This is a genomic window from Algoriphagus antarcticus, from assembly GCF_002150685.1.
GTDB lineage: Bacteria > Bacteroidota > Bacteroidia > Cytophagales > Cyclobacteriaceae > Algoriphagus > Algoriphagus antarcticus.
Map to the genome: position 1 here is coordinate 68,146 of NZ_MSSW01000013.1, position 23,612 is coordinate 91,757.

Consider the following 23,612-nt stretch of genomic DNA (forward strand, 5'->3'; position numbering starts at 1 on the left):
ATAATAAAAGATAAGCCCTATTGTCATTTTTATAAATTACCAATTAGAGTTTTGAATTAAAGTTCCTCCAGATTTGTCAATTTCTGATTGAGGAATTGGGAAAACTTCATGTTTTCCATCTTCAAATTTGAAGAAGTTTCCACCCCATTGAGGATTTACCGTAATATTATTGTGCCACCTATCTGAAGATCTTAAAAATTCCCCTGCTATTCCCCATCTCCTCAGATCAAAGCCGATTTTACCTTCAAAGGCAAATTCCACTCTTCTTTCGTGACGAATTGCTTCAAACATTTCATCATAGTTGAGATTATTTGATAAAGCCGGCATGTTAACAGACGGTCTTGCCCTTACAAAATTTACATAAGTTGCCGCTTCTGAAGAATTTCCCAACTCATTTAATACTTCAGCATACATCAACAAAACCTCAGCGTAGCGATATAAAGCAAAATTAGCTGAGGTATACCAAGGAAAATTTTGTTCAATTTCCACCCCATTAGCACCTGATATCGCCCATTTTTTAATTGCAAAACCTGTCCCATTTACAACATCTTTGAATATCTGGCCTTCAAAGTCATCACCCAACCGAAAAATTGAACTAGTTAAACGGGGATCTTCCTTTGGCTCAACCTCAAACTCGTTTACCAAATCTTGAGTCGGTCTTATCCATCCCCATCCTCCTCCGGGAACGTATCCCTCTCCATTAGGAGCGCTATATGTTGTAGAAAAATTTCCTAATAATGGTTGTCCAGTATTTGCTGTGTATTGAATTTCGAAAATTGTTTCAGCATGATTTTCAGTCGTTCCATCAAATAATGAAGTATAAGAATCTAGTAGTTTAAAATTTCCGGAATTAATAACACTTTCTAAAAGCGGCTTTGCTTCAGCCCATTTTTTTTGCCAAAGATACAATTCAGCTAAAACAGTTTTCGCTGCGAAGGATGTAGCTCGACCCACATTTGAATCATCGTACCTATCTGGAAGAGAAAGAGCTTCTTTCAGATCGCTTTCTACCTGATCAAAAATTTCTTGCCTGTTTGATTTGGGAATGTACAGTTCCTCTAAAGTCAAAGTTTTAGTAACTAAGGGAGCATCGCCATAAACTTTAGCTAAACGAAGCATCCACCATCCTCGAAGAAAATAAGCTTCTTTTAGAAGCCGTGACTTTAACTGCTCATCCATATTAATTTCAGGTATTTTCTCGAGGGCTTGATTTGTTCTAAAAATACTATAATACTCCCCAAAATTAGGACCAGAGGTAAATTAAAAATTCAACTTAAATTTAACCGTTATGAGCAATCCCCCATATGTTGAAACATTTACTTCCGTCGCTAACGGTATGAAATTACTCCTCCTTTTTAGTAAATTCAAGGACTCTCTGTAAGGCCGATTTTTAAACTGTTGCTCCCAAGAGATCGGGAAGCACGGGCGCAATCCTGGTTGGGATGCTTGCGATTACTTAAGTGGCGGTCCGCCTTGGCGGAACCCCGTTCAGAATATTTTCTTGCCAAAAGCACATCCTCTGAGAGTACTTTAAATGCTCATTTTTATGGAACAGGAATCTATTGCAATGGAAGTCGTCAATCCGCAGGCTGCAGGTATCGACATCGGAAGCCGCTCCCACTGGGTCGCAGTGGGTCAGTCCGAACAGGACGTTCGGGAGTATGGGGTATTCAACCAAGATCTGTTTGACATGGCAGACTGGTTGGAGAAAAAAGGAATTAAAACAGTCTCTATGGAAAGCACAGGTACCTACTGGCAGAATTTGTATGCAGTTTTGATTTCGAAGGGGTTTGATGTAATCCTATGCAACGGGAAATTCACCAAAAATATCAAGGGAAAGAAAACAGACATCAAGGAATGTCAGTGGATCCAGAAACTCCACACACTTGGTCTGTTGAGCGGAAGCTTTTTACCGGAAGGAAAAACAGAAGAGTTGAGAACTTATTGCCGCCACCGGGCCAATCTCCTCCATTCGGCCGCCTCTGCCTCCAAAAAGATGCAGAAATACCTCCGTTTGCTTAATCTCAGGCTGGATGTGGTGGTACGGGACATTTGTGGACTCACCGGGCTGCTGATCATCCGTGCCATTTGCGAAGGCGAAACCGATCCGCAAAAACTGGCGTCCCTGCGCCACGGAAACTGCCGAAAGAGTGAGGAAGAAATCGCAAAAGCCCTCCAGAGCAACGGTAGGAAAGATTACCATTTTGCCCTTCAGCAAGAACTGGAAACCTACGATCAAACCCAGCAAAAGATTGCACGCTGCGACATCGAGACTGAAAAAATGCTCGATGAGATCATCCAGTCAGACGACAATAAAAGACAGCACCATCTCAACCCAAAGCCACACAAAAGAGTGAATAAAAACACGCACAAAGACGTCGATCTGAATTTAAAATCCTATCAGCTATTCGAAGATACTGATCTATCGGCCATTGAAGGTGTGAACTTTTCCACAGTTCTTTACCTAATGAGCGAAGTCGGACCGGAAGGAATCCGAAAGTTCAAAACCGCCAAACATTTTGCCTCTTGGCTCCGTCTTGCTCCAAACAATAAAGTCAGCGGAGGGAAAGTTCTCTCCAGCAAAGTCCCTAAAGGAAGCAATCGGCTCAAAATAGCCCTGAGAAATGCAGCCAATGCAATCGGGAATTTAAAAGAATCCACTCCACTCAGAGACTTTTTCAAACGGATAAGTTTCAGAAAAGGAAGAGTTTCAGCAATCAGTGCTCCAGCCCGGAAACTTGCTGTAATTATATGGAACATGGTTGTAAAAGAAACTCCTTACATCAATCCCGAGGGCTATCTCTTCTTAGATCAAAAAAGAAAGTTGGGATTAGTTAAAAGAATAAAAAAGCAAATCGATAAATTCGGTCTCACCGAAGACGATCTAGGCCTCAAAACAGCTGATATTTAGAGGTTTTATGTTCGTTAGTCAGAATGAACAAACAACTGGAAAAGCATAAAATAATCGTAAAGACTGGTGCAATTGTGGATGCCAGCATCATAGATACCCCATTGAAACCCAAAGGGAAAACCACCTACGAAATAGAGGTAGATCGGTCTGAGCAAGAAAGAACCCCGGAGGAGCAGGAAAACGAGCAGCAGGCGCACGTACTCATCAAAAAGCAACATCCCGGTGTGGACAGCGAAGCCAGATGGATAAAGAAAGCAGGGAAAACGCGGTATGGCTACAAGAAACACCATGTGACCGATACAGAAGGCTTGGTGCTCGGGGTGCTTACCACTCCGGCAAATGTGAATGAGATAGCCAATCTGGAAGAGGTATTGGCCACTGCAGATCTGCCCGAAAACATCCATGTCTATGGAGACAAGGGCTACCGATCTGCCAAGAACGAAGCACTATTAAAGAGCAAAAACTTAAAAAGTAGAATCCTTCATAAAGCCAAAAAAGGACAAGCACTGACAGAGCGCGAAAAACTTAGGAACAGGCTGATCGGCAAAACCAGATTTAAGGTAGAGCGGACATTTGGAGGCAAAAACAGATGGTTTAATTCTACCTGTGCCAGATACAGGGGGATTCTGAAAATGCATACCCAGAATGTGATGGAAGCTATCGCCTACAACTTATACAGGTCTCCGGGGATAGTTGCGTCCAAACTGATAAAAACAGCACAGTAGGCATGAAAAAAGGCTCGAAAGGAGCCTTTTTAAAAGGATATGATTGATTTTTTCCATCTAAAAACAAAAAATGAAGTGAAAAAAGCCGAAAAATCGAGGATGTTTTTCAAAACAGTTCTTTTGCAACGGTCTTGAATTATGTATTTCAGTTTATCATAATTCCAAGCTAAAAGGTATAAAACAGCCAGTGTCATTAGTGGAGATGTCACATCAGATCCTTCAAATCGAACTGCATAGGATAGAATCCAGATATTCAGAATAATCGGGAAATAGATCAATGCACCGAGCGTCACCGTCTGAGGAATGAGTAGCAAAATCCCAGCGGTGACTTGAGCAATTCCAATAAATGTGTAATAATAGCCAGTGTGATGTAAAGCTTCCAGAAAGGCTCCCATTGGGTGGAGAATAGACAGTCCGCTGGCAAACCGCTCTCCTAGAATCTTCACCATCCCAGCTACAATAAAGGCGTAAGCGAGGCTTATCCGACAAAAGATTGAAAACCACCAATACCATTTGTTTTGCTTGATTTTAACGTAGTAGGCGATGAGTTCTGAGGAGAAAGAAGAGCTATCCATAAAGATCTGAGTTCTGGTTTGAATGAGTTATTATCCCTTGTTGAATGGATCAATCCCAATGTCCTGTAATCGCAAAGGCCATCACCGCGCTGATCCAAATCGCCAAGAAATAGAGGATAGTACTGCAAATGATGGCGATCAACTTTCTATTTCCGGATGGAAACCACTGAAAACCCATCAGATAGAAGAAGATACCACCAGCAGCACCTCCCAAAGGGATAATGATGAGTGGATAAAACATCCAGCTTTCGAAATGGTCCTCTTTAGTGATAATGATGAATAGCAGCAAAGCAAGTGGAAGACCAGCACCAAGAATGGCAGAGAGAAGGAGGTCTTTGAAAGTCAGGCTAGAAGAGGAAGGAGTCATAGTTTTTTGTTTTAGTTAAAAGGATTAATAGAAAGTACTTTGATTTTCAAAGTGAATGGATAAATTTTTTTTAGTTTTTGTTTTCATTAATTAAATTTTCAAGGAAATCTAGATGCGCCCGGAATGCGTTTTTGCCTTCTATAGTCGCTTCATAATTTGTCTGTGGTTTTCTTCCCACGAAGGCTTTGTGGACCTCGATATAGCCTTGATTTTCAAGATTGCGCAGGTGCGAAGCGAGATTTCCGTCCGTGACTTCCAGCAGTTCCTTGAAGGAATTGAAATCAAACTGCTCATTGACCATCAGGATGGACATGACGCGAAGTCGGATCACATTTTCAAAAGCTTTGTCGTAGGTTCCCTTCAATTTATCTGTCATATCGGTAATACATCATTGAGCCGTATATTACATGGAGCACACCAAATCCCAGAGCCCAACAGATCAGCCCGAAATCCGGAAAGAAAGCTGCAATCAGTCCTAAAATCAATTGACCAATTCCTAAGTTTCTGATTTCTCCAAGTGTAAAATGAGAGGCATTGATCAAACCCAGTCCATAGAAAATCAACGTGGCAGAAGGGAGTAATTTGTAGGCGCTTTCGTGGATCAAAGCAAAGGAAAAGAGGCCACCAGCCAAAACCGGAATAAACAATGCTAGCAGGAACCTTTTGCTGGCAGGAGACCAAAATTTCTGAGATTTGCGGTGACTTTTATTTTGGCTAAGCAGATAAGCCGAACCGACTGCGAGCACCAAAACTACCAGTGCAACTGCCGATAGATTGACCTGTAAATCAGCGGAATAAATAGGATGATGCTCTATATCATAGGCAGTATCGGGGAAATATATCCAGTACCAAGCGATTCCTGCTCCAGCGAAGGCATAGATTCCTGCCAGTATTCCTGCGAGTCCGCTTAGGGAGAGGAATCGGGTGCTGCGCTCCATCATGGATTTGATTTCGGCTAATTCTTGTTCTGCTTTTCTCATATCTGAAAGTACTTTGAGATACAAAGTAAAAGTAAAAATTCAAATTTCTAACTATCGAAGGAAAAATATTTAGAAGTGTTTATAGGTTTATCCCCTGCCTAGGTGAGTATAATGTTGCACTGAGCGTAATTTGTCCGCTCTGGAAGCTGGCAATTTGCTTTTCCATTAGCTATCGGGATCGCACAAGCTTTTCATACGCTCAAACCCTTCTATGTATTCCCCGTAACAACTAATATTTTAATAAATAAAAATAGGTACAGACTCTGTGGCAATTGAAAAATAAAGTAAAAACAGATTCTATAAAAGCTAAAAAACCCATACTTTGAAAGACTCAAACTACTGATAATTAACTTTTAATCAAAAATTTCAATCTGTACGTCATGGATATAATTCAAAAGCTCATTCAAGACGTGGCAAGGGCTCGAACTTCCTATCTTGAAAATATCGCCGAATTATCCGAAGCTCAAGCCCGATGGAAGCCAGAAGCTGAGGCTTGGAATATTTTAGAAATCACTGAACATCTTTTTTGGGCTGAACAAGGAGGTCTTTTGGGCATGTGGAAGTCTTTGACAGCTATACGGGACGGAGGAATGATTCGCACTTTTGAATCCAACCATAAAAACATGTCCATCGAACAAGTTATCGAGCTAACTTGGAAAACCAAAGAAATCGTTCCGGATATTGCTGCACCAAGACTAGGCAGCTCGTTCGCTTTTTGGAAGTCTTCCTTGCAAAGCTTGCAAGAGGTTCTTGATGTATTTGGTCATGACTTACAGGAGGACGAATTAAAGCTGCAGGCACAGCCTCATCCCATTTCTGGGGCTTTGGATTTTCATCAGCGGATTGAATTCTTACGCTTCCACATCGACCGACACCGCGAGCAGGTTGCCCAATTGCTATCGATGATGAACTCTTCAGTCTTGAAAATACAAGAAGATCCAGATATATGAAGTGTATTTTTGAACATAGAAAATTTGTAATCAGCAAGCCTTCGAAAGTACCTTTGATCCTTTTATATTTTTGAATCGAACAAGTTAATAACCCCTGAAAAATGGAACTACCGATTGATTTATTTGAAAAATTAAATTCCTTTTCCGAACCCGAGCTTCAAAAGGAAATCCTGAAAAATGGAAAAATCATCAAAGCCAGCAAAGGAGATATTCTTATTCGGGAAGGTCAATACCTGAACTTTTTACCTATCGTCATTCATGGATTGCTGAGAGTATATCAGGAAAATGAAGATCGGGAAATTTTACTCTACTATGTCGGCCCAAAGCAAACTTGCATGATGTCCTTATCTGCTGCGTATTTTGATTATTACAGCACGGCTAACGGAATTGCGATGGAACCAAGTGAAATCTTAGTCTTGCCTTCGCACTTGATTGCCGAATGGCAACTCAAATACCCATCTTGGAATAAATTTATCCTGAGGACTTTCAAAAGTCGATACGATGAATTACTCAATGCATTTGGGAATGTAGCTTTCAAACCCATCAATCTTCGCGTGAAGGAATATTTTTCCGACTATGTCAAGAATCACGGCACTTCTAAAATCCCGATCTCCCACCAAATTCTCGCGAATGAACTTGGTACGACGCGGGTAGTGATTTCTAGGATTCTTAAGCAATTTGAAAAAGATAATCTCATCAAGCTTTCCCGTGGTTCAATAGAGTATCAAGCGTAATAGCTTGCTTTTTTGCTTAAGATCCGATACAAAGTTAGAAACTGGTTCGAATATTTATTTTTGGAAGTGTACCTTTTGATACACACATTTTTTAAGATCTGGATTTACTTTTAAAAGGTTGTGCAACAAGCACATCCAAAATTCATTTCACTAACCGAACCAATTTTATGAACCTAATCATCTCAAAAAATCTAATCCTACTCTTCTCAATTTTTGCATTTGGGTATAGCGCAGTGGCACAAACTGAAACCGCTATAGAAGGAAAATTGAACATTCTGGTTCACATCACGACCGGTCCAGAAAATCCTACCAAGGCAGCTTTGGCTTTCCTAATCGCCAAAACTGCTGTCGAAGAGGGGCATAATGTAACCTTGTTCTTAGCCGGCGATGCAGTCCAACTACTCCGAAATGATGTATTGGACAACTTGGCTGGTCTTGGTACCGGTAATCTTCGCCCTCACTATGAAGCGATAGTCAAGGGAGGTTCGAAATTTTACCTATCCGGCATGTCGAGCAAATCCCGTGGCCTTACAGAAGCAGATTTACAAGAGAAGCCTACTGAGTTTGCTATGCCATCCGTCTTGCTTCAATTGGCTATAGAGAGTGATCGGATGTTTGTGTATTGAATCAATTATAACTATCTAATTTCCTTTGATAGATTTCAAAAAGTTTCTCAACAATATAGCTTTTGGTGTGTTCCCATTTTATAAACTCTTGACCAGGAGCTTTTTTGGCCGAAATCAAAAAAAACTAAGACTGACTTATATAATTGAATTTAAGAGAGTGTTTTAAAAAGAGGAAATCGCTAAATCCGAATGCCTTATATATAGTTTACGCATAAATTGATGAGGATCATTTAGAAACTATTCTTTATGTTCCTTTTTTTAAGCTAATTATTTCGTTTACAATAATTTTCTAATGTGAGATAGTAAATGTAGAAATGGTACGTTTTTATACTTGTCTTTTTTTCTTTCTTCTTACCTCTGACTTGTATAGTCAGTCCGCAATTCAGGTACGGTCTTGGGGGCAGGCTCATGGGATCGAAAGTGCGGTGATTTATGGTGTCTTTCAAGACAAAAACCAACTAATTTGGATATGCACTTACAACGGCCTGTATTATTTTGATGGATTCAGAGCTTACAAGTCCCAAATCTTAAAAGGGGAGGAAAAGATCCCATATGAAGGGATTGTCAACCAATTGGCGCAAAGCATGAACGGTAGGTATTGGCTGAAAATAGATGACAGGTTTGGTGCCTATGATATTTATACCAAGGTCTTTACTCCACTGAAAACCCAACCGGATGATCTATTAGCTACATTTCAAAGTATTGGGGATCAGCTTTATGTTGTGGATCATGAAAGAACTTTCTTGGTAGACCAAAAAACCCTAGAGATTATTCAAATGGTCTTTGTGGACGATCAGAACAACGCTATTTCGAATTGGGTTGGAGTGTCCTCCTCTTCAGGAAAATACTTCAGCTTCAAAGACAGCGTGCTTGTTGAGGTGTTGCCTACAAAGGATCTAGGAAGATTTCTTGAAAAAAAAGAGATCGATTCTACCCTAACTTATTTGAATTCAATAGAATATTTTAATTATAAAGTTGATGTAAATGGCAACAGTTGGTTTAGGCGAGTTGGGGACTCCAATAAAACAGAATGGATGGTAAAAGATTCTTTGGGCACAGATGTGACTGAGAAGCTAATGGAACCATTTGACGGCATGGTTCTTCATTTTATCAATACTGTGCCAGAATATTCATGGTTTTTATCAGATAAGGGTTTAATTCTCTGGGAAAAACATTTCGAAAACCCCCGTTACTTGTATCAGGAGATTCCCGAATTGAATGAGTCCAGATTAGTCAATTCCTTTGATAAGGATAAGACTAACTGGATCTGGAACAGGCAGGGGATTCACCACATCCGTGTTAGTCCCACTAAATTTAGATCAATTACAAAAGAGCTATCGGGTACGTACAGTAATTTTATCCTGGGCATTTTCCCCTTTGATGATGACCATCTTCTGATCAAACATGATTTTTTCGACCCCTACCATAGTTTGTTTAACTTTAATTCAGGGGAATTCAGTACAATTCCCAAACAAGAACTATTCGAAAAATATAGTCTAGAGGAATATGAAGAAAACAGCAAACAAGGCGAACCGAGCAATTGGATTGAAAAACATGGTGAACACATTCACAACTTTTCAGGGGTCATACCCAATAGAAATCCGTTTACCCGTCTCTTTGTCTCAGATGGTGAGTCGTTTGATTATGCAATTATTCCTCAAGACAACACCAAAGAAGGTAATCAACTTTGGAGCATTTCATCCAACAAAATGGTTTTTCCCAAAATCGATCCAATTCAGTTTTCCAATCAGGGAGATACCGTTTGGATAGGCACGAATAGCGTAGGTCTCGTCGCATTGCACACCCCAAGCGCCGAGATCGCCCAATGGTTTCCTGATCAAACTAATGCCTCAAGCATCCCGTCTGAACGGGTACATGCTGTCATCCCGGTCGCCAATGGCAACCTTTGGTTAGGAACAGGAAAAGGCCTGTCTTATTTTGACAAAAGGACTGGAAAGTTTACCACTTACCGAATTAAGGATGGTTTGATCGATGACCGCATTTATTGCATGGCATTTGACCGAAAGGGATCTCTTTGGATCGGAACAAACAATGGGCTTTCCCGATTTGATACGCTGAGCAAGTCCTTCACCAACTTTACCAAAGCTGATGGTTTGGTCAATTCAGAGTACAACCGTAACTCGGCTATTTTATTGAAGGATGGCAGGATGATGTTTGGAGGAATGGAGGGCATTGATCTATTTGATCCGGATGAGGTGGTAGAGCAAATAGAAAAAACCAAGCCCCTGATTGCGCATGTCCATAATAACGACCAACTAATCAACTTAAGCTCAACCCTGGATTTTGCGTACGATGAAAATCATTTTGACTTTTATGTTTCTGCAAATCCGATATGGACGGCATCGACATTAACTTATCAGTATCGTCTAGATGGAGCCGATGAAGAATGGCAAAGTCTTAATTTTTCCAATTCAGTACGATATCCCAATCTTCCTCCTGGAGATTACAGCTTTCAGGTAAAAATCGCCAACCAACCTGATATTGCCGTGTATGATTTTTCAATCCAACCCATTTGGTATGCCACTTGGTGGTTTAGGATAGCTTTTGTTTTTACAGGACTACTAATAATCTACTTGGTTTACAGGATAATGCTTGCACGGAGGATTGATCAAATTGCGCAAGCGAACAAGATCATACAACTCAAAGCCGAACAAGCCCAATCAGTCACCAAGGAGCGGGAGAGAATTATTGCAGACCTACACGATGATGTAGGCTCCACACTCAGCAGCCTTCATATCTATGGGGATTTGGCAGGTAAGGTATGGGAATCCCAACCTGAAAAAGGAAAAGAAATGGTGGACAAAATCAAGGAACAATCCCATGACTTGATGGGGAGAATGAGTGATATAATCTGGAGTATGAAAAGCAGTGAGGAAGAAAAGCAATCCTTTGCCTTACGACTCAAAAACCATGGCACAGACCTATTGGCCTCCAAAAATATCGAAGTGATCTACGAAATAGATGAAGAATTGGCAGCAAAGATCCGTTATCCGGAAATCCGAAAAAATCTGCTGATGGTAGGAAAAGAAGCGATGAACAACATCGTCAAGCACAGTCAGGCCAAGAAAGTGAAAATCCAGCTCACTCAAGAGGGAAACGAATTGGTATTTAAAATAAGTGACGACGGAAAAGGCTTTGACCTAGTCGATTACCAAATGGGTAACGGACTTGGAAATATTCAGCATCGTTGCCTGAAAATGCAGGGCAAATTCAATGTAGAAAGTGTTAACGGTTGGGGGACACAGGTTTCATGTCGCGTTCCTATGATTAGAATTAGTCTTGTCGATTGATAGATTAAAAGATAAATTTAGCTATGATCAGGGTAGCCGTGTATGACGATAATCCTTCCCGCAGGGAAAGTCTGCAGGCATTGATATCCTTGATGCCGGAATGGGAATGGGCAGGATCTTTTGAAAACTGCTCCAATATCATTCAAGATATTGATTTGAATAGGCCTGATATCATTCTGATGGATCTAGAAATGCCCGTTAGGAATGGTTTGGAAGGAATCAGACTTGCAAAGCTGCACCATCCTCAGGTGAAGATCATCGTGCAAACAGCCTTTGATGATGACGACAAAGTATTTAAAGCCATTCAATTAGGGGCAGAGGGCTATATCCTTAAATCTGCTGCGGTATCGCAGATCACCCAAAGCATTGATGAAGTCTTCGGTGGTGGGGCAAGCATGAGTCCATCCATTGCCATGAAAGTGATGCGATTTTTTAGCCAACAGGAAAAAAGCGACTACCACCTGACTCCCAAAGAAACCGAAGTCCTCAAGCACCTCGCCAACGGCTTGAGCTACAAAATGATCGCCGATCAGCTAGGCATCAGCTATTTCACTGTCAATAATCACGTCAAAAAAATCTATGAAAAGCTGCAGGTTCATTCTTTGGGGGAGGCAGTGGCACTGGCGTATAGGAAGAGGTTGCTTTAGCTTTTGATGTTTGACAGGACTTAAAGGTTTTTCAATCATTACAAAGGTCTGCTAAAAATAGTCATATCTAGTTACACCACTGAGTCTGACTTGATTTTACTTTTTTAAAAAGGATTTAAATCCTAATAGCAATAATTAGCTATACCAATTGGAATAAATCCAAATTATGTTTATAAAAAAAATTATCTTCAATAACAACCTATAAACTTAATAATATGCCGAACTTTCTCTCTTTTAACAATCGCAATGTTAGAATTCCTCGGAACCCAGTTCTTGATAGAAATCCTGAGAATCTCCAAATACGCCCTAATCCAGTAGATGCAGATGTAATCTTTGAAGGAGGCGCAACTTTAGGGGCAGCTTATGTAGGAAGTTTAACATTACTAGAATCTGCAGGCGTTCAATTCAAACGTATAGCTGGAAACTCCGCCGGTGCAATTACTGCTGCCCTTGTCGCAGCAGATTATAAAGCCAATGAAATAGAATGGATAATGTCAAATTTCGATAATAGACGTATTCCAAAACCTAATGGTCTGAAAGAAAATCGTGAAATAAATGCTCTTAAACCTATTGATTTTATGGACTTTTTAGACTTTCCAAATGCAGATTCTATAAGTGTAAATTCAAAAAGGAAAACCATGCTTTGGAAATTTCTGAAAGGAGAAATAATCGATAATATTTTAAGCCTCCCTCTTCCTGTGCCTAATCTGAGTGATACGGTTAACTCTATAATTGTCAGTTTAAAGTTTAATTCTATTACCGCTCCTCTTTTTAGAACAATTCCTCAATTAGAGAGAGTTTTAAGACCTATTCTTAATTCGGCTTTATTTTTTTTACCAACTGGAAGTCCAACGCTTAATCAATTCAACCCATTTGATACACAAAATTTAAGAATCAAATTTGCTGATGAAATGTGGGATAATATTGCAAAAATAAATCCACTTTTATTAATAATGACTCAATTCACATATGAGGGTAGCATTTTTGAAGGCAATGAATTTTTGAATACCATGAACCGTTTATTGAGTGCCAAATTGGCACATGATAGGACGGTTTTATTTTCAGATTTACCTATTCCATTAGCGGTGGTTTCACACGACTATGCCAAAGGAAAAGTGGTTGTATATAGTAGCCGTACACATCCTGGAATGAGTGTAGCCGAAGCCGTTCGCAGATCTATGAGCTTACCTTTAATTTTCCAGCCCCGGAAGGCACACCCGGGCAATCGTGGAAGCAATTCAACCGCAACTATGATTGATGGAGGAGTTGGTTCCAATTTTCCTATTTGGCTATTCAATTCAACAGGAGACACTTATTGGCCTCAAGGTTCAGTATCCACAAGTCGGATCAAAATTGGATTATCACTCAATGAAAAAGACCCTGCTCCTAACAATTGGGATGTTAACCCGGCTAAATTTAGATTAAATACCAATGGTCAAGTCGATCTAATGGAAGTGATCAAATCTATGTTAATATCTCGATTTAGAGATTTAAATATGTTCAATCCAAGTCCACGAACTACAAATAGTTTGAATGCCGAAATGGAATCATGGAAATTTATGGAAGTCTTGGTGGGTTTTTTGGCAAGTGATAAAGAAGAGGCGGCTCGTAAACCACTTCTTACAAGTATAATGAACGGCAAAAACTACTTCGATATTTCTATTCCGCTCCTCGGTTTCCATGGATTTGACTTCAGTGTCAATAGTGATCGAGACGATATGGATGCCATTGCAGAAAGGGGGTATGCTGCTGCATTAGATGCCTTACAAAAAGCTCCAATGGCGGGAAATGTTCCTCCAATTATCAGAAATCCTGCATTATTTCGAAACCCCTTTCATTGAATTAATTTAACATAACCAACAGTTTAAAAGGTAGTTACTTAATTTTAAACTAGTTAAGAGAAATAAATCAAGTATTAAAGTAACTGGTTGACAGATCCAGATTCGATCGAAGGAAAAGAAATCTTTTCCTCACCATTGATCTTGTTCGAACCAAACTGGCTGAGCGATTTCTTAGTTTTAAAGACATCATTGACTTTATGCCCCTTGAAGTTTGCAAACTTTCAAGTGAGAAATGGTATAAAGTTCTTGCTAAGACTTTTGAAACTTCTCTGGAAAAGGGATATTTCGCTGCTCAGAAAATTTACTTCTATTGCTATAAATTTTAAATGGCCTGTTCGGTAATGGTGATTATTCATTCCATTAATTTGACGAAAACTAACATTCATGATGTGAATTTTCAGTTTGAAATGAATATCAAACTCTGTAATTGTGTGCTAATTGGAGAAAAGGGATATTTATCTTCCTCCATTTAACTAGGCCTGTTTCATACCACAAACATTAAACTTGAAACACCCATGAGAACCGATCAGAAAGGATTTGTAAAACAAGAGTGGATACTCAGAAAGGCAAGAAAAAGGCTGAAAACACTATTTCTCACAACTCTGCGACCAATTCATGATCAGAAGAAACTACACTAAAACTTTCCAAGGATTCGAAACTAGAATTCTTGCCAAAAAAAACTGCCTTAATGTTGATTCGGTACCTCAATAAATTTGAGTTCAACAAGCCAATTAATAACTTAAAAATCGCTATCACTTAATTAGCACAACGGGTTCAGATAGTTTCTTTTTGACACTTTAAGATAAGTCATTAAGTTTTAAAGATTCGACTAATAAATTAGGTTAAAATACTGCTTTAGGGGTATTTTTCGCAATTTATCAAAAACTTAAATTGTCAAAAATCCTGCTTTTTCATTCGATAAAGTCGATTTTTATCCATAGAACTTATTAAGTTCTTCTTGTTCTCAAAGTTGACAGTTTGAATATCGGTTTAGAGTACTAATTCTATTTCATTTTATACAATTGATTGTTTTTTAAATAAGCTAAAGCCATGTCATTATTTATTCAGCAAAGTCTTAGGCCGGTATTGGCCGAAAATCTTCGTAGTATCAAATCCACATTCCAAATCCACTTCAGCAGTCCGGGAGAATTGTCTATTCTTTTAAATGAAATGGGTTGGGAATGGCCCTCCAGCCAATCATCCTTTACTCCTGAAATTGTAAATCAGATTGCGGATATCGTAAAAAAAATTGATGATATGGTCGTTTTTCTGGAAAATGAGGCTGACGTTGATTCGATACCGATAATCAAAGAAAAACTGGATGATTTGAAGAATTCGCTGAAAGCCTTGTTTCCGGCAATTCTTGAATTTGGTGGGGTAGCTTTACCCTCGCAGGGTAGAATTCAAGAGATAGGTGGGCTTTTTGCTAAGGATGTTTTGGACTATTTCTTCTTAGACTTTTTAAATACTCAATTTCAGGTCTACCATTCTGCCGCAAAAGCCTTCAACTTCATTCATTCTCAAAGCTTATCTTCCTTGTTTCTTGCGCCGGATACAATGGCCGGATTGGTAAGAAGAGAGGTTGATAAATACAGTTTGTTGGTAAAAGAAGAATTAAATCAATTGCCAGAACCTTTTAAAGGTTTATGGGAAGAAATAGCAAGGCACGCAGATTCCGGAATAGAATTCTTTTTAGCTGAACTGGACAAAAAATACAGGGAATACCACGATCAATGGAAGGATATTCCCTTGGACAATCGGTTCTTTGGTACCATTATCCATATTGATGAAAGTAGGGTAAGGCTTTTGGGAGGGAGCAAGCTTTTACTTCCGGGGGAAAACGCTGCACCCATAATTCTGCAAGATTCGGAAAATAGCTATCCCAAGCTTAAAATATCCTCTAAAGGCTGGGAACTGGTCAGGAATGCAGGTTTAAGAGAGGATGATGGCACCTTAGTTTTGATTGACGAAGAATGGGGTCATTTGAAGTTTTTGCCCTTTTTCGAAAAAACAGATGAGATTGATGCTCCGGGCTTGTATATTTTTGAAAAGGACAACAGTCTGATTTTTACCATAAGCGGCGGCTTAGAGGTACAGATGAACACTTCACTTGTCAGCAAAAAGGATGGAGAATTTGTCAATTTGATTGCCAAAGGAAAGGCAACCATAGAAAATGGAAAGCCAAGCACTCTTACTTTTGAAGAGGTCACCGCCTCCGGAGAATTTCAGATCGAAGGTTCAGAGGGTGTTAAAATCAAAGATGCTGAATTGGCTATTGAAGAAACTGTTTTTCCGGGCGATTCAGAACACCTTTTACCTTTTATTGTTAGGGTGTCCGGCCAATTAATCTTTCCACGAAAAGGAGGCAAATTAGATGTGCTGTGTAGGTTTGGTAAGGATATTTTTGAATTCAAATCAATCGGAAAGTTACACCTTGGTGATGGTATTTGGTTGTTTCCGGTTTCAGAACAAACTCCGGTTTTATCCCTTCTCAATAAATCTGAGGAGTCCTTCGATTTCTCGGTTAATGGAATTTTTAAGGTTCCCTATATCAATGATTCAACAAAAGATGTGACTGTCAGGGGAGAACTGAAATTGAGGAAAACCATAACCTCGGGAAATACCGAAAATTTAAACCCTTCAGACAATGACAGCGAAGAGGAAAAAAACTGGCAAATAGAAGAATTTCACGCGGAAACCTTTGGGGACAACTTAGATTCTGAATTTCCAGGCAATATCAAACTGAACAACTTTGGCGTGGCGATTTCTTATCAGGAGGAGAAGTTTAAAGCGAGTATAACCGGTGAGATTGAGTTGATTGAAAATCAATTGGTGATGTTTGATTCGGATTTACTGTTTCCCAACGAGGACGATCCCACTGAAATTGAATTGAAGGTGGATCTTGATGTGGAGAAACTGAATTTCTTTGACAGACTATGGATTGAGTCAGGCAAACTTTCACTGGAGGTCTCTTCGAAACTTGCTGAAGGTTCGCTGAAAATCATAGAAGCAAATGCCGGAATTATTCACAAACAGAAAGATGCGCCTGCTTCCCGTTTGGAGGATTTTTCAATTACCATCAAGGATCTTTCTCTTGAAATAAGCCTTGAGCCCAACAAAACAGAAATCGAGCTAACATCAGGGACCTTACAGTTTCCAAAGAATTTTAAGGACAATGACTCCAAAGATTTGGAGGTGTCAATTGGCGATACACCGCTTTACTTTTTGATACAAAACAGGAAACTGAATTATTCTGGAAGAATAGCAATTGCAAACTTCAAGGTAGAATTTCAAACTGAACAAAATCAGGACGCAATCTTTTCTCTGTCAGTCAACTCAGCTGAATTTGTCTTCAATAGCGTGGAGGCTTCGGCTTCCATCCAAAACGCCTTTGGAAATGTGAAAATCCCAATTCACGAACGACCAGAGATTGAGTTAGGCTATTCCGATTTTGAATGGGACTTTAGGTCCGTTCCTGAGGCTGTTATCTTCCTGGAAAATGACCTTGATTTTGATTTGGGTGGTGGATTTCAGATTTCGGTGTTAGGTTCCAATACTAACGGTATCCAAACTAGCTTAACCCTAGGAAAAAACAATCAGCACCAACCCATTTTTACTATTCAAGGAAGCATCAATCTGCTAATCCCTGATCAAATGCTCTGCGGTGAAGATGGAGACGAACTGTTGATGGGTGCTACGGGTAGTATTTCTTGGGACCTAAGTTCTGTTCCGGTTGTGAATCTCAATGAACTGAGGCTTGGCGGAACGTTTCGATTGGGTGGTTCAGAAGGAATCAGGATTGATACCGGTGAAATCATCGCATCCGAAATTCCAAATATCCTTGCACCGAGCCCGCAGAAGCCCTTCAAATTGATTATTGGAGGTAAACTGTTTTTGGGAGAAGGCGGTCCTGGTCTCGGACTTAAGGACGCTAGTTTTACTTTTAAAGGGGAAGCAATCCCGACTTTCGATGCTAAAGGATTTTCGGTTTATCCTGGTGAGGAGTTACTAGCTGTCGTAGAACAGCTCCCTCTAAAAATAGAAGCAGCTGAAATTGAATTTGAAGAGGCCCTTCCGCTTCCACAAAAATTAGCGCCAACCAATATTCGAATTACGCTCACAGCCTCCTTGGAAATACCCCTGCCAACCGGAGGAACAATAGGTGGAGGAATAGAAGGTATTTCCGTAAGGTTCAATCAACATGGCGTTCCGGTAAGACGGGATGGTAGCCCCGGGATAGATATTGAAGGAATACATTTTGGAATAGAAGATTTCAGCGCCGGTCCTGCTTCACTTACAGGCATGGTTTATCTGGGAGGATTGGACAAGCCTGAAGATTTGTTTTTTGCAGGTCAAGTGGGGGCAAAGATCAACGGTTCAGGGGCCTCAGGCCTATTTGCTGTCAGTACCAAGGGACCAAGAGGCATGTGCCTCGAAGCCAATGCAGGCCCGGTCGGCATACCACTTCCTTTTGGTTTCTTAATTACCGGAGCCCAAGGAGGAATTATATTCCCTAACCTAGACGGAATAGTAAGTAATGGGGATCCCTGCGATATCAGAACCTTTATCAAGCTTAATGCAGATGGGAAACCGGAAAGAACCACAGAGAATCCTATACCGAGGGCAGAGGTACCCAATGATGAAGTGGTTATTTTGGAGGAGAGCATTGGAAATCCACTGGACTTCGATTGCCCTACAGGCCCTTGTCCACCGCCTGCCGTCAGTATTCTCTCCCAACCGCATCCCGATCGAAAGCAATATCCGGATCGGGTCATCTTGAAATTCACTTCCATTGATGAAAAGGCATTAAACAAACTAGGGATCACCCCTCAGTTTTTCCAGCAATTAGGTCTGACTACACCCCCGGAAATTGCAGAGGCTACGGTAGGGAGATTGTTTGATCTGATTGAACAGGCTTTTCCAGACATCAAAAGTCTTCCATTAGATAATCAAAACAAGGCTTTGGTCGCTGAAAAGATCAACCAAATGAAATCCGAAACCCGCGCCCATTTGACCAATGGGTTTGCAGCGGCTATCGGAATCGCGTTGGGTGATAATAAAAGTGTCTATGAAGCGATTAGAGAAATGGCTTATGCAGGAATCCCAAGTCCTGAAACCACCCTTAAGTTGACAGGAACGTTTTCTCATGCGGCGGTTTCCTCCTTTCTTTCCATTACTGGAGGGTTTTCGATAAGCAGCGTGATGTTACCTCTACCGGTTCCTCTGATTAGCAGTGTTGGGATTTTGGGAGCTGTAAATGTCATGGGAATTCCGATGGGTACCGCGAGGGTATTTCTCAATACTACAGATGATAAAGGCATGCCTTTACTCATACCTACCATGTGTGGTGAGGTGGCAGCATCGGTTGGTCCGGTTTCTTTTGGGCAACTTAAGTTCCTTTTCAAAGCTGATGGATTATTGGATGGATTGACAAATGCCACTACAACCTTCGCTGAAAAATTATCCGGCCCTTTGATCAGGGAGATTTTTGGAGTTTTGGATAAAGAATTGTTAAAAGTCTTCGATGAAAATAAACCCTTGGAATTTTTCCAAAACCTAAATCAAGGGCAATTATCCGGCTTGGTAGGGGCATTGATGAACTTGCCTCCGGAAAAAATTACTCCGGATGTAAAGGAATGTATTAGGCTGCTAATAGTGCAGTCATGGAAAAGTTTTAATCCCACATTTACCCTATGCGGTCAGGCACAGCCAAAAATTTTCGGATTTCCATTGGGAGGAGAGTTGGCCTCTGCTAAAGTCAATATTACCAAAACATCTTTTGCAGCACAAATTGGAATTTCACCCAGTTTCATTCTAAGCCAAATTTACGGAGGCATTTTTCCCGCCTATGACTATGCTTCCTTGGGTATGGCATTTAGTCTACCCGATCCGGTAGCCTTATTGGACAAAATGCTACTAGTAGACCGAAATTCCATGGCACAACTTGATTCCTATCTGAAGGATGGGGCAAGTCATGTGCTGGAAAATGCGATACTAACAGCTCAATATAAACTGAATCCTTTTGGTTTAGAGTTTGCAGATGCCCAGGCAAGAATCCTCATGCCGGACTTGGTCAATCATCCGGTCTATCAAGGAAGCAGGTGGAGAAGACCCGAATCGAGAACTGACAAAAACTATCTTTCCAGAAAGGACTTGCTTGTGCTGATGCAAAAGTCAAACGTTTTAGCTAATGCTTTGTGGAAAGGAACTTCAGAAGACCTTATTAAGCTAACACAAGGCAAAACGCATGGGTTAAGCTTGAAGGATTATTTTCCACACGGAGGCTTTTTGGGAGCTGCGTCTATTTCCCTTCCCGTGGTGCTTTTAGACGTAATCCCACCGGCCCTGTTTCTGAAAATTTTTGACTCCAGGACTGAATTACTCGATCGACTTACCGCGGTGACCGAGGTTTTCGAAGAGTACCTGATGAAGATGGATAATGTGGGCAAGATGGGCTTTTACATCCCGCTTCCCAATCCGCCAAGTCTGACTGTAGTGGGGGTAGCCCCCGATCCTTTGGGCATTATCCGAAAGATGCAGGACGGTAGAATTGACTTAAATTCGGTTGCCATCGGAGATTTACTTTCCGTCGAGGAGGCATTTTTTGAAGGAACCATCGACAATGCAAGAATTTTGGGTATTCCAGTATTTGAAGCAAATGTCACCGCTTACGGTCCGGATCGCAATGCCGGCAAATCGGGTTTGTTTGAAATTATAGCCAAAGTACCTAAGAATTCTTGGATGAGTTCATTTGTGGACAATGCCGAATTTAGATTTGTGTTAAGTCAATCTCCAACACGTCCTATTCATGAATACTTTAAGGAGATTCTGGATTTAATAGAATATCACCAAAAACAACCTCGGTTAGGTTCGGGTACTCCGCAAATCGTTCTTCATACAGAGGAAGATTTTAAAGGAAGGGCAAGAACTCTTGGTCTTGGGGATTATCGCTCACAAAATCTTGGAATTGGGGACAACGCCTTGAAATCTATAAAGATTCCTGCGAATTCCGGCCTGAAAGTAATTTTGTATGAAGATGATAATTTTAAAGGAAGAAGCATTGTGCTTACAGGAAGCATGAATGGACTTGGCAACTTCAATGAGGTGGTTTCCTCTATCCGCGTCATCTGGGCAAATCCGATGGATAACCTTCAGGATTTGTTTATCCAGGGATTACCCAAACTCTCCATGATGGCAGAGGTAAACAAACTGAAAATACCGGAGGAACTGGAACATATTTTTAAAGTCAATGCAAATACTACTTTAAAAGTACACGCATACAGTCCGTTTTACGATCCCCAAGCTGTTGGGACGGATATCTTATCCCAAATGAAGCGGAATGGTGGTGTTTACTTTGGTTTTGAAGGGGACTTCCAGGTTGAGCAAATTATTGATGTAAAAAATGTAAAACTTGATCTGGCAGTCATGCCATTTTCAGATACGACTTTGCTGCCAAAGCTAGTGTCGAGATTTAGTGTTGATGCATTATCCTTACCCTTCGGATTGCCCAACCTGAGAGATGTAGAAGTGTCCGTTAATTCCCAACCTTCTGACAAGGAAAACTTTGTGGAAGCACAGGGAAGTATTACAAATATTCCTTTGGGTGCGATGACATTGGAACCGATTTCTGGGTCAAACATTTCCGCAAAATTGATCATTGGATCATTAAAGGCAAAGGGTAAGTTTTCTTTAGCCATCTCTTCCATCAGACTTAAAGATGCGGGATTTCTGAGATCAGATTTCAAATTGTTTGGAGCTACCGAAGTAATGCCTTTCCGCATCAACACCCACTCCGCTTGGGTAGCAAGTGCTTCTGTCAGCAGAATCAATCTGTTTGTCGGGAGTTTGGAAATTATCCAATTCCAGTCCAATGTGAAGTTGAATGCAAGTTGTTCTGGTCAAGGATTCGATACTATTACTTTCCGGATAACCCTGCCAGCTTCATTGATCATTCGGGCATTTCCTGGAAACCCACTACTTCAAAGGCAGCTTTCCCTCGGTGGACAGGGACAAGCCGTTATGGAAATCAGTAACAATGGATCCTTCTCCGTCAGTGCCACCTCTCCTCCATTTGTTTTTGGTATCATTTCTATCACAGGACTGGGAAATAGAGGTCTCAACTTGACCCTGTCCAACAGAGGCTTTGCCTTGAATTCAGGTGCTGAATTGCATTTGCAAGGCTTAACTTCAACTCCTTACAGTGTTCAAAACCTTGAAATTAACTCTAATGCAACTTTTGACATCCGGGTAGAGGGTGGAACGATTGAAGTAGCAGGTTTCTTTAGAATTAACGGCGGTCAATTATCCGCCTCCAGGACAATTTCAGGTGTCACATCAATGATGCTAAACAGTCCCAATTTCAGGATTTTCCCTGGTACGGTATTCGAAAACAGCTATCAGGCTGGGAATTTTCAAATTCAAAACAATGGTAATTTTAGTTTTAATTCGGGTATTCAGAATTTAACCATCAATGGATTGATTACCGCAAGAGGAGGATTGGCAGTATCCAAGTCTGGATCCAATTACAGTGTGCAACTCACAAATGCTTCCGTCACGCTTACGCCATTGTCCCATACACTCAGTGGAAGCCTTCGTGTAAGCAGCCAATCCATCACAGCAGATCTACAGTCCAACCGATTTTTGATAGCCGGGCTGATAGAAGTTACACCAAGTAGTTGGAATTTGGTTTGGAATATAGGTCAGAACTTTTCACTGACGGCTATTAGTCCGAGTGTAAAAATTCTAAATCAAACCATCACTCCTGCGGCCAATTTGTTGTTCTCAGCATCGTCGAATGGTACTTTTCAGATGGCATTCAAAGGCAAAACTCCGATAAACATTATTCCCGGTTTGGTTTCGATCGCAGCAAACAGCAGCATGTCTCTGATCAAAAGCAACAATGGAACGATAACATTGGACGCGAGTGGAAGGATTTACGCCCTCAAGAACCCAGTATCCGGTGCATGGATTGTAAATCAGGAAGCCACTGTCAAATTGAGCAACGGTGATTTCAAGCAGGAAATCGTAGCGCTAAGAAATAAAACCTTTGTTGATTTGGGGCTGGCGAAAATCTTTACCAATAACGTGAGCCGATGCTATTTGGAGAAGAAGGGAAATATTTTTTCTATAGCCTTAGAAAAAATCAAAATTAATATTTTGGGAAAGGAAGCTATTTTAAACGGAACCTGTTCGTCTTCCGGGGCTGCAAGTCTGAGTTGGGCAAGTGCCGCAGAGTTGGTTTTGGGACCCTTCAGGTTACCCAACCGTAAGCCTTCTGTAGCAATGAATTTACTCAGTCCCTCTTTCTCTGTTACTATTCCTGCCGGTAAACTCATGGGGCCAAGAATTACAGGGTTCCCTACAGGAGGGATTAATTTACCAGTAATATCGATAAGAGGATCAGCAGGCTTTGATGTCCCTCTGAATGCCTTCAATTTTAATGGAATGTTTATGAAATCCACGGGTGCAGGTAATTCCATAAAACTTACAAATGGTGGTGTTTTGAAAATCCGAAACAGGCTTTCATTATTCGGTGCTACCTCCAATCTAGTTTTGGACATCAGTACGACAGGTGGTGTATCAGGATATGTCTCAGGGACCTTTACATTAGGTAATTTTTGGTTAGGACCAATATACGTACCTGGATTTACATTGACTTCTATTCGATTGGACTATAGCGGTTCTCGTCAAAATTACCAGTTCCTATATAAAAATACCGTTAACGTGGGGCCTTTAAAAGTTAAAGTAGAACTGAAATTTGGATCAGCAGGTGCGGTTCCAGCTTTATCGTTGGTGTAAAATTAATAACCATGACATTAATCTATTCATATAATCAGAACCAAGCCTCACAGGCATTGGTCAACAAAGAAAAATTAACCGATTGTAAACGGAAAGCGAAACTTAAAATCCCAAAAGATTCTCTACACTACTATTGAGATATTGTGA

14 protein-coding genes are annotated in these 23,612 nt (G+C 40.6%); 9 read left to right on the plus strand and 5 right to left on the minus strand.

Annotated features, from left to right (window positions below; translation table 11 throughout):
* Positions 1 to 36: 36 nt before the first annotated feature.
* Entirely contained in the window at positions 37 to 1,224 is a 1,188-nt protein-coding gene (locus BVH04_RS07645; protein WP_262481359.1) for a RagB/SusD family nutrient uptake outer membrane protein, read from the minus strand.
* Between the two features lie 322 nt (positions 1,225 to 1,546).
* Between BVH04_RS07645 and BVH04_RS07650 the strand changes: the two genes are divergently transcribed.
* On the plus strand, positions 1,547 to 2,911 hold the full coding sequence (locus BVH04_RS07650; RefSeq protein ID WP_086540927.1) for an IS110 family RNA-guided transposase: 1,365 nt from the start codon (positions 1,547 to 1,549) through the stop codon (positions 2,909 to 2,911).
* A gap of 23 nt (positions 2,912 to 2,934) precedes the next feature.
* Positions 2,935 to 3,636 (plus strand): IS5 family transposase, encoded by a 702-nt coding sequence (locus tag BVH04_RS07655; protein ID WP_086540887.1) that lies wholly within the window; start codon positions 2,935 to 2,937, stop codon positions 3,634 to 3,636.
* Between the two features lie 29 nt (positions 3,637 to 3,665).
* On the opposite strand, the gene BVH04_RS07660 is transcribed toward BVH04_RS07655, so the two are convergent.
* The 4 genes from BVH04_RS07660 to BVH04_RS07675 form a co-directional block, all read right to left on the minus strand.
* Positions 3,666 to 4,211 (minus strand): hypothetical protein, encoded by a 546-nt coding sequence (locus BVH04_RS07660; RefSeq protein WP_240510871.1) that lies wholly within the window; start codon positions 4,209 to 4,211, stop codon positions 3,666 to 3,668.
* A 49-nt stretch (positions 4,212 to 4,260) separates the two neighbouring features.
* Positions 4,261 to 4,578: a hypothetical protein gene (locus BVH04_RS07665; protein ID WP_086540888.1), complete on the minus strand. Its 318-nt coding sequence runs from the start codon at positions 4,576 to 4,578 to the stop codon at positions 4,261 to 4,263.
* Positions 4,579 to 4,648: 70 nt separating this feature from the next.
* Positions 4,649 to 4,954 carry a winged helix-turn-helix domain-containing protein gene (locus BVH04_RS07670; protein ID WP_086540889.1) on the minus strand — a complete coding sequence of 102 codons (306 nt, stop codon included), beginning with the start codon at positions 4,952 to 4,954 and terminating at the stop codon, positions 4,649 to 4,651.
* Entirely contained in the window at positions 4,944 to 5,558 is a 615-nt protein-coding gene (locus tag BVH04_RS07675) for a hypothetical protein (protein ID WP_086540890.1), read from the minus strand. Before BVH04_RS07675 ends, BVH04_RS07670 begins: the two co-directional genes overlap by 11 nt.
* A 380-nt stretch (positions 5,559 to 5,938) precedes the next feature.
* Between BVH04_RS07675 and BVH04_RS07680 the strand changes: the two genes are divergently transcribed.
* From BVH04_RS07680 to BVH04_RS07715, 7 genes are all read left to right on the plus strand, one after another.
* Positions 5,939 to 6,508, plus strand: coding sequence for a DinB family protein (locus BVH04_RS07680; RefSeq protein WP_086540891.1), 570 nt, complete (start codon positions 5,939 to 5,941; stop codon positions 6,506 to 6,508).
* Positions 6,509 to 6,609: 101 nt separating this feature from the next.
* Complete coding sequence (locus BVH04_RS07685) at positions 6,610 to 7,242, plus strand: Crp/Fnr family transcriptional regulator (protein ID WP_086540892.1); 633 nt, start codon at positions 6,610 to 6,612, stop codon at positions 7,240 to 7,242.
* A 167-nt stretch (positions 7,243 to 7,409) separates the two neighbouring features.
* Positions 7,410 to 7,868 (plus strand): DsrE family protein, encoded by a 459-nt coding sequence (locus tag BVH04_RS07690; RefSeq protein ID WP_086540893.1) that lies wholly within the window; start codon positions 7,410 to 7,412, stop codon positions 7,866 to 7,868.
* Between the two features lie 362 nt (positions 7,869 to 8,230).
* Positions 8,231 to 11,179 carry a sensor histidine kinase gene (locus tag BVH04_RS07695; RefSeq protein ID WP_170147814.1) on the plus strand — a complete coding sequence of 983 codons (2,949 nt, stop codon included), beginning with the start codon at positions 8,231 to 8,233 and terminating at the stop codon, positions 11,177 to 11,179.
* Between the two features lie 23 nt (positions 11,180 to 11,202).
* Positions 11,203 to 11,826, plus strand: a complete 624-nt coding sequence (locus BVH04_RS07700; protein ID WP_086540895.1) for a response regulator transcription factor — start codon at positions 11,203 to 11,205, stop codon at positions 11,824 to 11,826.
* Between the two features lie 215 nt (positions 11,827 to 12,041).
* The gene (locus BVH04_RS07705) at positions 12,042 to 13,667 is read left to right on the plus strand and encodes a patatin-like phospholipase family protein (RefSeq protein WP_086540896.1); all 1,626 of its coding nucleotides are present in this window, start codon (positions 12,042 to 12,044) and stop codon (positions 13,665 to 13,667) included.
* Positions 13,668 to 14,717: 1,050 nt separating this feature from the next.
* The gene (locus tag BVH04_RS07715) at positions 14,718 to 23,465 is read left to right on the plus strand and encodes a hypothetical protein (protein WP_086540898.1); all 8,748 of its coding nucleotides are present in this window, start codon (positions 14,718 to 14,720) and stop codon (positions 23,463 to 23,465) included.
* Positions 23,466 to 23,612 lie beyond the last annotated feature (147 nt).